Raw genomic sequence first — 14,340 nt, 5'->3', positions numbered from 1 at the left:
CACTAAACACGCCACAGACAACTGCCTCCTTTTTTAAGAACCAGGTCGAGGCGTGATTCGTGGGCCGCGATTTCGTCAGCATCTGCACGAATCACCCGCAGTCCCCCACTGCTTTGTACTTCGCGGTGCATGATACCCTGATCAGCACTTTGGTTAGCATCTGCGTCAGAGGCAAATGTCAGTGACGTTTGCCCGCCGGTCATTGCCAGATAGACATCAGCAAGAATCTCGGCATCGAGCAATGCGCCATGCAGCGTACGCTTGGTATTATCGATATCAAATCGTGAACAAAGCGCATCCAGGCTGTTCCTCTTACCTGGGAACATCTTACGCGCCATCAACAGGCTATCGGTTACCTGACAAAAAGTTTCTGTCTTTTCCAGTCCGCGGTTCAGTTTCCCGAATTCATAATCCATAAAGCCGATATCAAACGAGGCATTATGAATGATCAGTTCAGCACCACGAATGTAATCCAGAAATTCATCGGCCACCTGAGAAAACAGCGGTTTATCCACCAGGAACTCATCAGATATCCCGTGAACTCCGAACGCTTCAGGATCCACCAGCCGGTCTGGTTTCAGATACACATGAAAATTATTTCCGGTGAGGCGGCGATTGATCACTTCGACCGCACCAATCTCGATGATGCGGTGGCCTTCATAATGTACACCGATCATATTCATACCGGTGGTTTCTGTATCGAGAACGATTTGGCGGTTTTTTACTGTGCTCATAGGGGCCGTTTATGTCAGACTTGGATTTTTCACAACAGGAAGTCTACCAGAGATGCGCAAACAGGTAGAAATTTTCACCGACGGTTCCTGCCTGGGCAATCCCGGCCCGGGCGGTTACGGTGCTATTTTACGCTACGGACAACATGAGAAAGAATTCAGTCAGGGTTATCGTCTGACGACCAATAACCGGATGGAACTGATGGCAGCGATTGTCGCGCTGGAGGCCCTGAAAGAAGCCTGTGATGTGACTATCAGTACCGACAGCCAGTACGTACGTCAGGGCATAACTCAATGGATATTCAACTGGAAAAAACGGGGCTGGAAAACCGCAGATAAGAAACCGGTCAAAAACGTTGATCTGTGGCAACGGCTGGATCAGGCATTACAGGGGCATACCATTGACTGGCAATGGGTCAAAGGCCACGCTGGTCACCCTGAAAATGAACGCTGCGACGAACTGGCGCGCCAGGCTGCCGGTAAAGCTGACCTTGAAGATACCGGTTATTCCGTTTTATCGTGATCTGAGGCCTCAGATAACTGTCGCGTGACATTGACGGCAGTTCTTATTCTTGGCCGACTGGCAGCTAATTTACTTCGGGTTGGAGTCAGCGGCCAGGTCCGCTTTCTGGCCATTAAGATATTAATGCATCCCAGCGCCGGCAGATGGGCACTGATTAATTTACCGCCCTGTTGTTTCCAGGGGACAACCTGAAACCGGCTGCGGCAAATAATTTCATAATTAAGCAGGCCCAGCCAGTCAACCAGTCGCCCCTGGCTGAACATCCGGCCATTCCAGGGAGTGCGCCGGTGCAGGCCCGGCACAATTTTACCAACACCCAACAGGCTGTATGGGTTGAAACCACTCAGGATAATCCAGCCATCATCAATCAACACCCGGTCGGCTTCCCGAAGCACCTGATGCGGATCCTGGCTCCAGCTCAGGGTATGCGCCAGTAGACAGGCATCCACCGACTTACTGAGAAATGGCAGCTGGCCGTATTCCCCTGCCACTCCGCCGACTGCAGATGACGGGCTGACATCGACCTGATGGCTGATGGCACAACTGCGGGTATCAATAGTGCTGCTCAACTGACCAATTTTAAGCAGATGTGTACCATACAGTTTATTCAGGTAAGGTTGCAGGTGATAATTCAACGCGTCGTGAAAGTAGTTGCCCCAGGGCATTTCATCCCATCGTTCAGGGGCGGTCAGAATTTGGCGTGTTTTCGCAGGCTTCATGTTTTACCATCATTAAAACATTCAGAATTATGAGAGGCGAGTATGAGTCTTCACCGTTTGAATCTTACCAGTATCCCCGCTCTTCACGATAACTACATCTGGGTGCTCAGCGATTCCCGGGGCCAGTGTATTATCGTTGACCCCGGAGAAGCTCAGCCAGTGACAGACACTATAGCAGCAAATCAGTGGCAACCCGTTGCTATCTTGCTGACTCATCATCACAGTGATCACGTAGATGGTGTCGCCGAACTAGTGAGTAAATGGCCAGACCTGGTGGTCTATGGCCCGCAGGAAACACAAGATAAAGGTGCCACACAACTGCTCCGTGATGGGAGTACCATCACAATTCTTGAACATGAGTTCAGTGTAATTGCCACCCCCGGCCATACCGAAGGACATATTTCTTACTATAGCGAACCTTATCTTTTTTGTGGCGACACAATGTTTTCCGGCGGTTGTGGCAGACTTTTTGAAGGCACTCCGGAACAGATGTATAATTCTTTTCAAAAACTTAATCAGCTACCCGCAGACACACTCATATGCTGCGCACATGAATATACCTTATCAAATATGGCCTTTGCCGCCTCCATATGGCCGGATAATCAGACAATTCTCGCCTATAACCATAAAATTAAGCAGTTACGCGATAATAGTCTCATTACTCTGCCTTCAACCCTGGCGACTGAACGTGAAATTAACGTTTTCCTTAATACCCATAACGCTGATTTACAAAGAAATATACTGCCTGAAGTAAATTTACCACCGGCATCACAAGTTTTTGCAGCTCTGCGCCATAAGAAAGACAACTATTAATTTTTTTCATTGTGTTGTGCCGTTGTGTCACGTATGATTGCTCGTCTTTTAATCTACTATCAACGATGACACATACATGAAGGCTAAAGCGATTTTATTCGCCTCGGTCTTGCTGGTGGCATGTCAGGCGTCAGGGAAAGATGCTGATATACCAGTCCAGCATGCACAGAGTCTGTCTTCGGCTGGTCAGGGAGAAAATGGTAAGTACGGTGAGCGAATGTTGTCACCGCGATGGCAGGATGATGGAACTGATATCGCACAAGACAAAAATCTCTGGGCTACCATTAGTGACGAGTTGAAGATGGGGATTCCGGATAACAGCCGAATCCGTGAACAAAAAAATAAGTATCTGAAAAATAAGAGCTATCTCCACGATGTAACATTACGGGCAGAACCGTACATGTACTGGATAGTCGGGCAAATACAGCAACGTAAAATGCCGATGGAACTGGTACTACTACCCATAGTGGAGAGCGCTTTTGATCCGCATGCAACTTCATCTGCTAATGCCGCAGGCATCTGGCAGATTGTGGCCAGCACGGGTCGGAACTATGGACTGAAACAAAACCAGTGGTATGACGGTCGCAGAGATGTGGTTGCGTCAACGCGTGTTGCTCTGAATATGCTGCAGCGCCTGAATAAGATGTTTGACGGTGACTGGCTGCTGACCATTGCTGCTTATAACAGCGGTGAAGGTACAGTATTAAAAGCTATCAAACAAAATAAGGCTCGTGGAAAACCCACCGACTTCTGGCACTTATCACTGCCGAAAGAGACAACGGTTTACATCCCGAAAATGCTGGCATTAAGTGAGATACTGAAGAACAACAGGCGTTATGGTGTCCGCTTGCCGGCAGCGAACGAAAGCCGTGCACTGGCGCGTGTCGAAGTTGGTCAGCAAATTAAGTTGACTCAGGCAGCTGAAATGGCAGGCATCCCGATTTCACGATTGAAGAGTTTTAATGCCGGGTATAAAAAAGGGACCACTGCTCCCCAGGGACCACAGTACATTATGGTACCAAAGTCCCATGTTGAGCAGTTGAAGATGTCTCTGGCTTCAACGGATATTAAGGCTATTCAGCCTGAGTTGATGGCTAATAATGACAACATATCGCAGCCGCGCAGTTACAGAGTTCGTCGCGGAGATACACTATCTGCGGTAGCCGCCAAAACAGGTATCAGTGTTCGTTCTCTGAAATCACTGAATAATCTGAGAACGGCAGCGTTAAGACCGGGACAGACGCTGAAACTCGGTTCTGGTAATTCCAGAGCGAGCCAGCTGGCAGATAATGGAAACAGTATCACCTATAACGTTCGCAAGGGTGATTCTCTTTCCAGCATCGCGTCACGGCATGGCGTAAACATCAAAGATGTATTACGTTGGAATGCGCTACTGTCGGATGAAAGTTCATTACGACCAGGCGATAAACTGACTTTGTTTGTAAATAACAGTTAGTTTTTCTGCAAAAAAGGGCTGACAAATGTCAGCCTTTTTTTATTCCCGCAGCAACCTCTGACTCTGCTCAGAACAAAAACTCGGCCTGTAATGGATTATGGTCAGAGGCTGAAGTTTCCAGCACCGAGGCCTGTTTAACTTCCATATTTCGGTAGAAGATATAATCCAGTGGCCGTCCAAAAGCTTTACGGCGCAAGTCATGGGCAAAGATCACCTCACGTAGCCCCAACTGGCGCATAAACTTATAAAGCACGTGAATACGTTGCCGGCTCCAGGCATTAAAATCCCCAGCCATCAGGACCGGGCCATTATGATGTTTAATCTGATCACCAATCACTGCCAGCTGCTTACGATAAATATCAATCCCAAGACTAAAGTTGACCGCATGAATATTTACCACCATCAACATCTTTCCGCCAGCCAGCGGATAGGCAGTGACCAATGCTGATTTCGCCAGACGCAGCAGAGGTTCACGTTCACGCAACGGACAGCAATATACAGCATGAGCAGACGCCAGTGTCATGACTCCGGAAGGATGCTGAGGCAGTACCAGAGCCGGAACCTGATCGGCGGCAAGGTAGTGAGTGGTAGCAAACTGAATTAACTCCGGGGTGGTTTGTGCTTCCTGCAGTAACACCAGATGAGAATCTTTACCAAAATCTCTCAGTACCGATTGCCACTCTGCACGTTGTTGCTTAAAAATATTCCATACCAGCACCTTCAACCGGGCTTCCGCAGTCAATGGTGTCCCCGCAGGCAGTGCCTTCCCGACATGTAACAGGGCTGCTGGCGGAAAAGTACGTTCCACTGGCTGTCCGGCGACATATCTCATGGCATAAGTCTTTTTCTGCACGTTAGCGTTTGCTCTTGTCAAAAACCGGGTTCATTTCCATTACTCTGTTATAGGGATTTTATGCCCGGGTTTCAATCAGCAACCGTCAACTGCTTTATGTCGCCACACTTTAAATCCATAAAGGCCGGTAATCACCGGCCTTTTTCTCTCCCCTAAGTTCTGACCGTACCCCGGTGCCGTTGGTCCAGCCGCCCCCCGGCAATAACCATCACCAGAGCCACCAGTACAATAATTGCGCCAACCCACGGAGTCTCAGACAATCCGTAATGAGTGACAATCTGGCCACCGACCAGTGATCCCAGCGCAATTCCGACATTAAAAGCAGCAATATTCAGCCCTGAAGCCACATCCACCGCCCCCGGGGTAATTTCTTCTGCTTTTTGTACCACATAGACCTGCAGCCCGGGTACGTTAGCAAAAGCGAAAATACCCATCAGTAATACTGTAATCAGAGCCGGATACTGAAGTGATGCCGTCATCTGAAATACCAGCAATAAAACCACCAGGCCAGTAAAGATAATGGTTAACGCCGGAACAGGGCCTCTTTTATCAGCCAGTCGCCCTCCCCACAGATTGCCGATCGCCACTGAAATCCCATAGCCCAATAAAATCAGACTGACCGCAGAGGGCGAGAAGCCTGCCAGTTCCTGCATCATCGGGGCAAGGAAAGTAAAGGCAGTAAACACTCCGCCATATCCCAGCGCAGTAATGGCATAAATCAGTAACAAACGAGGATGCGTCAGTACACTGAGTTGCTGTTTTACACTCACCGTAGCGCGCTGAGGAATGTCAGAGGGTACCAGCAGCAGACTGGCGACTAAAGCTATCAGCCCAATAAAGGAAACCGCCAGGAAAGTTTCGCGCCAGCCAAAATGCTGGCCAATAAAGGTTCCGAGCGGTACGCCGGTCACCAGAGCAACTGTCAGTCCCCCGAACATCAGAGCTATCGCTGAAGCAGCTTTCTCTTTTGGGACCAGGCTGGTTGCAATGGTGCTACCTACTGAAAAGAAAACTCCGTGTGCCAGCCCCGTCAACAAACGGGCAATCACCAAGGTTTCGTAATCCGGGGCCAGCCAGGCCACCAGATTACCCACAGTAAACAGTCCCATCAGGCCAACAAGCAGTAATTTACGTGGCATTTTTCCTGTCAGAGCCGTCAACAAAGGAGCTCCGACGGCAACCCCGACGGCATAGATAGATACAAGTAATCCTGCAAGTGGTATTCCAATCGACAGTTGATCAGCAATAGCGGGAATCAGACCGACTATTACGAATTCGGTGGTCCCTATGGCAAATGCACTGATAGTCAGTGCGAGTAGTGCTAAAGGCATTTTTATCTCCGGAACTTCTGTTATTAAGATGACGCGAAGTATCCCGCTATGTTTAAATGACAAAAATACCTATAATCTCAATTGAATTTTGCTACCGGAGCAATAATGAAAGCCTCCTCTGAAGAAATGGCCATTTTTGTCGCGGTTGTCGAAAGCGGCAGTTTTAGCCGTGCAGCAGAACAGCTGGATATGGCCAATTCTGCTGTCAGTCGCTCGATTAAGAAGCTGGAAAATAAATTTAATATCAGTCTGCTGAACCGGACGACGCGCCAGTTAAGCCTGACCCGTGAAGGGGAACGCTATTTTCGTCGCGCCCAGGCTATCCTGCAGGAAATGGCTTCTGCCGAAAGTGAATTGCTGGAAAGCCAGCAGGTCCCGGTAGGCAATTTAAGTATTGATGCCGCTACGCCGGTTCTGCTGTATCTGTTAAACCCGTATATTGCAAAATTTCGTCAGCGTTATCCGCAGATTAATCTGTCACTGATCTCATCCGAGACGTTTATCAATCTGATTGAACGTAAGGTAGATATTGCTATCCGGGCGGGAACCCTGAGTGATTCGACACTACGGGCAAGGCCTCTGCTGACCAGCTACCGGCGTATTGTTGCTACCCCTGCTTATCTTGCTGAATGGGGCACACCGAAAACTCTGGATGAATTAAGCCAGCATCGTTGTCTGGGGTTTACTGAACCCGCCTCTCTTAATTTGTGGCCTCTTCAGGTCGCTGACGGAGAGTTGTTACCGGTGACTGTAACGATGAGTTCAAACAGCGGTGAAGTCATTAAACAACTGTGCCTGCAGCACAATGGCATCGCCTGTCTGTCCGATTTTATGGTGGATGATGAGATTGCCCGTGGAGAACTGGTCGTTTTACTGGCTGACAGCACTCAGCCAGTAGGGATGCCGGTGAGTGCTGTATTTTACAGTGATAACGCGGTCAGTAGCCGGATCCGCGCTTTTATCGATTTCATTAGCAGCGAACTGGCTGCGCGTCAGACTTAGTCCCAGTCTGGTGCCAGGCCTTCAGGGCTGACCAGACGGTTACCGGACTCCAGTGCAGCAATTGCAGCATTGTCGTCAGCATCCAGTTTAAGTGAGACAGCCTGCAGATTACTCTTCAGGTTCTCTGCTTTTGTCGAAGAGGGAATGACTGAGTATCCCAGTCCCATGGCCCAGGCAAGGATGACCTGAGCCGGAGTCGCATTGTGTTTTTCTGCAATCCGGCCAATCACCTCTGATTTCAGCGCTTCACCATAAGCCAGAGTCATGTAAGAGGTGATGTGGATTCCCAATTTTTTCGCATAATCAACTACTTTCTGGTTTTGCAGGAAAGGCGATAACTCTATCTGGTTAGTGGCAATATTCTCCGCACCAATCGCGTCTACCGCCTGCTGCATCAGATCAATGGTAAAGTTAGAAATACCAATCTCCCGGGCCAGGCCTTGAGCTTTTGCCTCTGCCAGAGCCTGCATCGTTTCTGCGACAGAAACCGCCTGACCAGGTGATGGCCAGTGGACCAGTACCAGATCAGCATAACTGGTCTGTAATTTTTCCAGGCTGAGCTTCAGGCTGTCGATCAGCTTGTCAGCGCCAAGGTTCTCAACCCATATTTTAGTGGTCAGGTAAATATCCTGGCGAGGCACACCACTGTCGCGAATTGCTTCACCCACCGCAGCCTCATTATCATAGATTTGCGCCGTATCAACCGCCCGGTATCCCAAAGCCAGAGCCTGAGTGACAGAGGCTTTGACCACTTCATCTTTCAGACGGAAGGTACCTAAACCAAACATTGGAACAGTCATTGTATTTTCTCCTGTAGAAGTTATGGGATAAGTATTGCAACCCTTGCCGTGCGAAAAAATGACATAATTGTCATAATATTTTTGCGAAATCAGCAACAATAAACCCATCCTGCCAGCGGATGATCTCATAACATCGTCAAAAAGCGCCCTTAGAAATTAAAAAACATCTTAAAAATAAGACACCTGCATACTTATTCAATAAACACATAAGCTTTTGATAAATTAATAGAAAGTGGTTATATCAATAATCACTAACATCTTCTGTTTTGTTATTTCTCCGTGCGGTTTTTCCGATTTAGCATCAAATCTTTCAAGGGGAGAACACCATGCAAAAAACCGGAAAGATTGTCCTGGCACTCAGTGCCTTAGCTTTATCCTTATCAGCGCAAGCTGAAAATATTGTGGTGGGTTATCAGACAGGGGTTGACCCTTCGAAAGTCCCGCAAGCGGCTGGCACCTATGATAAAGAAATCGGCCAGAAGCTGGACTGGCGCCGTTTTGACAGTGGTCCGGGAGTGGTTTCAGCACTGGTTTCCGGTGCCATTCAGATTGGTGATTTAGGTTCCAGTCCTTTTGCGGCAGCAGTGTCGCGTAAGGTTCCGATTGTTGCCTTTCTGGTCGTGGATCAAATCCAGTCTTCAGAGGCCCTGGTGGTACGCAACGGCAGCGGAATCACCAGCCCTGCGGATCTTAAAGGAAAAACCATTGCCACCCCTTTTGTGTCGACCTCACACTTTAGCCTGCTGGGTGCGCTTAAACACTGGGGCATTTCAGATAAACAAGTAAAAATCGTCAATCTGCAACCCTTAGAAATTGCAGCCGCCTGGAAACGAGGTGACATTGATGGTGCCTTTGTCTGGGCTCCGGCACTCAGTGAAATTGAAAAGTCCGGGACAGTCCTGACCGACGCTGCACAGGTTGGGAAGTGGGGAGAACCAACATTTGAAGTCTGGGTAGCGCGTAAAGATTTTGCCGAAAAGCATCCTGAGATACTGAAGAAATTTGCTGCCGTCACTCTCGACAGTATCAGCGATTATCGTCAGCATCCGGAAAAATGGAGTGCGACCTCCGCAAACGCTGCGGCAACAGCTCGTCTGGTCGGTGTTAATCCGGCCGATGTTCCTGCGCTAATCGCGGGTAATAAATACCCTGATGCCAGTGAACAGGCGGGTCCGGAATATCTCGGCGGCGGAATAGCAAAAGCCACCAAAGCCACCGCAGAATTCCTGTTCCAGCAAAAACGGATTCCCGGGGTACTTCCTGACTACAGCCCGTATGTCAGCAGCCAGTACATTCCCGCATCACATTAACAGGGGAAAGCTATGAGCCGGTTAACCGCTAATAATATCAGCCTGTCCTATACCAAAGGCCGCTCGGTCCGCCCGATTATTCAGGATTTTTCCCTGAGTCTGGAACAGGGAGAAATCAATGTATTACTGGGGTCTTCCGGTTGCGGTAAATCGACAATACTGAATATCCTCGCCGGCTTCAAAGCCCCTGACGCAGGAATTGTCAGCCTTGATCATCAGCAACTGACGTCGCCTTCAGCCGAGCGTGCCGTGGTATTTCAGGATCATGCTCTGATGCCCTGGCTGAATGCTATTGATAATGTCGCCATCGGGTTGCGGATTAATGGCGTAAACAAGCAGGAAAGACGTCAGCAAGCCCTGCACTATCTTCAACTGGTTGGACTCGCGGATTACGCCAGTCATACAGTACGGGAATTATCCGGTGGTCAACGCCAGCGACTCGGTCTCGCCCGGGTGCTGGCCATCAAACCACGTTTTATTTTACTCGATGAACCTTTCGGTGCACTGGATGCACTAACCCGTGAGAAGATGCAGCAGTTACTTCTGCGTATCTGGAAAGAAACCGGTGTCGGCATTTTATTAATTACCCACAGTGTCGATGAAGGTCTGTTACTCGCCAGCAATCTACTGGTACTCAAAGGTCCGCCACTCGGTGTAATTGCCCGGTTTAACCCGGAATTTTCCCGCAGGTTCCATAACGGAGAAAGTGTCAGAACCCTGAAGGCTGAACATTCATTCTCTCAACAACGTCAGCAGATATTGGATCTGTTACTGGAGGAGAGTGATGACTAATAAAGCCATCGACCAGTTAGCCCGGCAAACTGTCAGCAGGAGTCCAAAAGCAAAATTTCGGTTGAGTGACCATCCGACATTAATTTCATTGTTCAGCATTGCGGTCGTGATCCTGTTTTGGGCCATCGCGCCTTATGCCGGATGGCTTAATCCGTTATTTTTCCCGACCATTCCGGAACTGCTGAAAGCATTTTCTACCCTCTGGCAACAGGGGTATCTGGATGTGACCCTGGGCCAGCATATTGAAGCCAGTTTGTACCGGGTGCTGGCCGCCCTGTTTTTCGCCCTGGTTACGGCACTACCATTAGGGATCCTGATGGGGTTAAACAAAATTGCCAAAGCGGTTGTTGATCCGTTTATAGATTTTTACCGCCCTGTCCCGCCACTGGCCTATTTACCGCTGATTGTTATCTGGTTCGGTATTGGCGAAGTGTCGAAAGTCCTGCTGATTTATCTGGCGATATTTGCCCCGCTGGTGATAGCGACATCAGAGGCGGTGCGTCGTGTTGACAGAAACCGGATTCAGGTCGTCAGGTGCCTGGGAGCAGGCTACGGTCAGGTGGTCCGGCTGGTTATTCTGCCCGCTATTTTACCGGACATTATTACCGGGCTTAGGATTGCTCTGGGGGTTGGCTGGTCTACGCTGGTTGCCGCAGAGCTTATTGCGGCGAACCAGGGGCTTGGGTTTATGGTGGAATCAGCGGCCCAGTTTCTCTCCACAGAGGTGGTCGTAGCAGGGATCATTATCATCGCGGTTATTGCATTAATAATCGAGTTTGGCTTACGCCAGGTTCAAAAATATTTCGTCAGTTGGAGTTTGCATGATGCCCAAAGTTAAACGGATTGCCAGTGCGCTGGGCGCAGAAATCAGCGGTATTGATTTATGCCAGGATCTTCAGGTCGAAGAGATAGAACTGATCAGACAATTATTGCTGGAGCACCAGGTCATCTTCTTCCGCAATCAGCCGGTAACCCCGGCACAGCAGGCACGTCTGGCCAACTATTTTGGTGACCTTCATATTCACCCGATTTACCCGTCTTCTCCGGAGAATCCGGAAGTCATGGTTCTGGACACTGAACTCAACGACTTACGTGATAATGCTCTCTGGCATACCGATGTGACTTTTATTCAGACGCCGCCGATGGCCTCACTATTAAGTGCCCGTCAGGTGCCAGAGTTTGGAGGAGACACATTGTGGGCAAGTTCCAGCGCCGCCTGGAACGCTCTTTCAGCGCCACTACAGGCACTGCTCGAACCATTACATGCCGAGCATGATATTACTTTATCATTCCCGGTCAGTCGTTTTGCCAGTACCCCGGAAGCCTCAGAACGGTTTGATAAAGCCAGACAGAACAATCCGCCAGTGATACATCCGGTAGTCAGAGTACATCCGGAGACCGGCGAAAAAGGGTTATTTGTCTCAGCAGGCTTCACCCGTAAAATTGTTGAGCTGAATGATAATGAGAGCCGGGCCGTGCTCGATTTACTGTTTGCTCAGAGCACTCAGCCAGAATTTTGTGTGCGCTGGCACTGGCAGCAATATGATCTGGTCATGTGGGATAACCGAATCACTCAACACTATGCCTGCGATGATTACCGTCCACAGCGCCGGGTGATGCACAGAGCCACTATCCTGGGAGACCAGCCAAAAGGTATCCACGGATAATTGCTTACGCCATAGACTGCCGGTAGGCTGAGTGCTAAATCCTACAGCTACCGGTAAGGTCTGCTTGTCTTATCAGATAACGTTTATTTTTTTCCGGATATTACCTCAGCTATCGTGCTGGTTATGATTCCAATCTCTCCACTTCTCCCTCAACAATCTGACATAACTTGCCCAACCATCACCACAGAAAATAGATATCGTCAGGCTCATCAATATTCAGGGAATTACCCTCTCAGGAAGTCGGTGATAGATGAAAAATATTTCAGAGAGATATGTTATTACGTCAACCATTCATAGATGTTTCGTCTGAATATAGCCAAATTTTGTGATACAGGTCATAAAAAAATGACATCACGGGCCGCAACTGTTATAGCTTGTAATGTGGTTTTTTAATTTACTTATATCTTTTAAGAATGAGGAGATGTGTAAACTTCGTACTAACCCCGTATTCAGAGACCATATTACCGGACAGATCACCGGTGATTCCCATATTACTCATCGCAAGGAAAATTCACCCAGTACACTTTAACTATAAAAGGTAATTATGACTGATCCACAGCTCAAACATTCCTCACCTGATACACCACCGACAGCCTCAGATTCTGCCGGAACCGAAGAAAACAGTACGACTTATTTTCTCAGCGCAGATGCCTTTCTGTTAACTGCAACCGGTATTGCTGCTATTGCAGGTTTTCTCTACGGGTATGATACCGGGATTATTTCCGGTGCCTTGTTACAAATCAGCCACGATTTTTCATTATCCGGCCAGGCTCAGGAACTGGTGACCAGCGCCATTCTGGTCGGTGCAGTCATCGGTGCTCTGGTTTGTGGCAAACTCTCAGCAACTATCGGTCGTCGCTATACCGTCATGACTGTCGCGGCAATCTTTGCCATTGGTGTGCTGGCCTCAGGCTGGTCAGACTCAGCCACTACACTGGCCCTGGCAAGAATTGTGCTCGGATTTGCCGTGGGTGGCGCCTCTCAGATAGTCCCTGTCTATATTGCAGAGTTGGCGCCATCACATAAACGTGGCCGGCTGGTGACCTTTTTTAATATTTCCATTGGTGTCGGGATTCTGACCGCAGGTCTGGTCGGTGCATTCCTGCAGGACATCTGGAGCTGGCGGGTGATGTTTTCCGTTGCAGCTATCCCGGCACTTATCCTGATGTTTGGCATGTTGCCACTCCCGGAAAGCCCGCGCTGGCTGGTTGGGCAGAAACGAACCCGTGAAGCACGTATCGCCTTAAACATGGTACGGGAGACTGATCGTGAAGTCCGGCATGAACTCAGAAATATTCAAAAAGTGCACGACAAAGCAGAACGGAAATCGACCCTGGGATGGAAAGACCTGAAACAACCCTGGATGCGGCCGGCGTTGTTTGCAGGCTTAGGCGTTGCGGCCTTTACTCAGCTCTCAGGTATCGAGATGATGATCTACTATACTCCGACTTTCCTGACGGATGCAGGATTCAGTCGTGCAGCTGCCCTGCATTCGGCCCTGGGAGTCGCGGCTATCTATCTGGTGCTGACGGTTATAGGTAAATTGCTGGTTGACCATCTCGGCCGCCGCACATTAACACTCTGGATGATGCCAGGCGCAATTATCAGCCTGTTACTATTAGGGATGGTATTTATTCTCGATAGTCACGGTGGAAACCACGGCTGGTTGGTGGTGAGTTGCCTGTTTGCTTTTATGGTGTTCAACTCTGGCGGTATTCAGGTGATCGGCTGGCTGATTGGTTCTGAAGTTTACCCTACCGGAATCAGAGAAAAAGCGACCAGCCTGCACGCAGCTATGTTATGGGGTTCAAATCTGTTGTTGACGGCTACTGCTTTATCACTGGTTAACCTCCTGGGGATTGGCGGGGCTATGTGGTTCTATGCATTACTGAATTTACTGGGTTTCCTGTTTATCTATTTTTTCGTACCGGAAACCAAAGGCCGTTCTCTCGAAGAGATAGAAATATCGTTGAAAGAAGGACATTTTTACCCACGACAGCAGCAAAATGAAGCTCAGTCTCAGGTACAGTCAGAGTCCTGAGTCCTGATATTCAGGACCTGCTTAGTTACCCAACCGGAAAATTATCTGAAATCCCCCTGTTCTGCAGGGGGATTTTTTACGTTTGCCCGTACGATACCCAGCCCGTGTATCTCTGCCTCAGTTTTCGCCACTCCGGGTCGCAATAACCTGACAAAGAAGACTCAATTGAGCGGTACCAATAATTCTTGCAGCAGGGAGGTAAAATATGAAGGCGAAAAAAAACCGCACATCGAAATGTGCGGTCTTCTTATGGCATATCAGATGGATATGCACTGTATAAAGTGGCGGAACGGACGGGACTC

Annotated in this window: 14 protein-coding genes; 9 read left to right on the top strand and 5 right to left on the bottom strand. The window is 49.0% G+C overall.

Translation table 11 applies throughout. From position 1 onward, the window contains the following. Positions 1-2: 2 nt before the first annotated feature. The gene (gene dnaQ / locus B3Z23_RS10150; protein ID WP_294907775.1) at positions 3-734 is read right to left on the bottom strand and encodes a DNA polymerase III subunit epsilon; all 732 of its coding nucleotides are present in this window, start codon (positions 732-734) and stop codon (positions 3-5) included. Between dnaQ and rnhA the strand changes: the two genes are divergently transcribed. Next, positions 688-1,254 (top strand): ribonuclease HI, encoded by a 567-nt coding sequence (gene rnhA / locus B3Z23_RS10145; protein WP_294907772.1) that lies wholly within the window; start codon positions 688-690, stop codon positions 1,252-1,254. The genes dnaQ and rnhA overlap by 47 nt on opposite strands. Here the strand turns inward: rnhA and B3Z23_RS10140 are convergent. Then, entirely contained in the window at positions 1,236-1,973 is a 738-nt protein-coding gene (locus B3Z23_RS10140) for a methyltransferase domain-containing protein (RefSeq protein ID WP_294907769.1), read from the bottom strand. The two genes, rnhA and B3Z23_RS10140, sit on opposite strands and share 19 nt — an antisense overlap. Before the next feature lie 57 nt (positions 1,974-2,030). Between B3Z23_RS10140 and gloB the strand changes: the two genes are divergently transcribed. Together gloB and mltD are read left to right on the top strand one after the other, a co-directional pair. Further along, positions 2,031-2,786: a hydroxyacylglutathione hydrolase gene (gene gloB / locus B3Z23_RS10135; protein ID WP_294907855.1), complete on the top strand. Its 756-nt coding sequence runs from the start codon at positions 2,031-2,033 to the stop codon at positions 2,784-2,786. Positions 2,787-2,862: 76 nt separating this feature from the next. Beyond that, positions 2,863-4,242 (top strand): murein transglycosylase D, encoded by a 1,380-nt coding sequence (gene mltD / locus B3Z23_RS10130; protein ID WP_294907767.1) that lies wholly within the window; start codon positions 2,863-2,865, stop codon positions 4,240-4,242. Between the two features lie 67 nt (positions 4,243-4,309). Here the strand turns inward: mltD and B3Z23_RS10125 are convergent, their stop codons facing one another. Together B3Z23_RS10125 and B3Z23_RS10120 are read right to left on the bottom strand one after the other, a co-directional pair. Next, complete coding sequence (locus tag B3Z23_RS10125) at positions 4,310-5,095, bottom strand: endonuclease/exonuclease/phosphatase family protein (RefSeq protein ID WP_294907764.1); 786 nt, start codon at positions 5,093-5,095, stop codon at positions 4,310-4,312. A gap of 152 nt (positions 5,096-5,247) precedes the next feature. Continuing rightward, positions 5,248-6,426, bottom strand: coding sequence for an MFS transporter (locus B3Z23_RS10120; RefSeq protein ID WP_294907761.1), 1,179 nt, complete (start codon positions 6,424-6,426; stop codon positions 5,248-5,250). Between the two features lie 105 nt (positions 6,427-6,531). Between B3Z23_RS10120 and yafC the strand changes: the two genes are divergently transcribed. Further along, positions 6,532-7,428 (top strand): DNA-binding transcriptional regulator YafC, encoded by an 897-nt coding sequence (gene yafC, locus B3Z23_RS10115; protein WP_294907758.1) that lies wholly within the window; start codon positions 6,532-6,534, stop codon positions 7,426-7,428. On the opposite strand, the gene dkgB is transcribed toward yafC, so the two are convergent. Further along, entirely contained in the window at positions 7,425-8,228 is an 804-nt protein-coding gene (dkgB, locus tag B3Z23_RS10110; protein WP_294907755.1) for a 2,5-didehydrogluconate reductase DkgB, read from the bottom strand. The genes yafC and dkgB overlap by 4 nt on opposite strands. Positions 8,229-8,554: 326 nt before the next feature. Here dkgB and tauA point away from each other — a divergent pair, with 326 nt between their 5' ends. The 5 genes from tauA (at position 8,555) to B3Z23_RS10085 (ending at position 14,038) form a co-directional block, all read left to right on the top strand. Beyond that, positions 8,555-9,538: a taurine ABC transporter substrate-binding protein gene (tauA, locus tag B3Z23_RS10105; protein ID WP_294907752.1), complete on the top strand. Its 984-nt coding sequence runs from the start codon at positions 8,555-8,557 to the stop codon at positions 9,536-9,538. Positions 9,539-9,550: 12 nt separating this feature from the next. Then, positions 9,551-10,330 (top strand): taurine ABC transporter ATP-binding protein, encoded by a 780-nt coding sequence (locus B3Z23_RS10100; protein ID WP_294907749.1) that lies wholly within the window; start codon positions 9,551-9,553, stop codon positions 10,328-10,330. After that, positions 10,323-11,168 carry an ABC transporter permease subunit gene (locus B3Z23_RS10095; RefSeq protein ID WP_294907746.1) on the top strand — a complete coding sequence of 282 codons (846 nt, stop codon included), beginning with the start codon at positions 10,323-10,325 and terminating at the stop codon, positions 11,166-11,168. Before B3Z23_RS10100 ends, B3Z23_RS10095 begins: the two co-directional genes overlap by 8 nt. After that, positions 11,152-11,997: a taurine dioxygenase gene (tauD, locus tag B3Z23_RS10090; RefSeq protein ID WP_294907743.1), complete on the top strand. Its 846-nt coding sequence runs from the start codon at positions 11,152-11,154 to the stop codon at positions 11,995-11,997. Before B3Z23_RS10095 ends, tauD begins: the two co-directional genes overlap by 17 nt. Positions 11,998-12,541: 544 nt before the next feature. Beyond that, positions 12,542-14,038 carry a sugar porter family MFS transporter gene (locus B3Z23_RS10085; RefSeq protein ID WP_294907739.1) on the top strand — a complete coding sequence of 499 codons (1,497 nt, stop codon included), beginning with the start codon at positions 12,542-12,544 and terminating at the stop codon, positions 14,036-14,038. Positions 14,039-14,340: the final 302 nt, after the last annotated feature.

This window comes from Tatumella sp. UBA2305 (assembly GCF_002345795.1).
Lineage (GTDB): Bacteria > Pseudomonadota > Gammaproteobacteria > Enterobacterales > Enterobacteriaceae > Tatumella > Tatumella morbirosei.
This window is presented reverse-complemented; position numbering and strand designations above follow the sequence as displayed.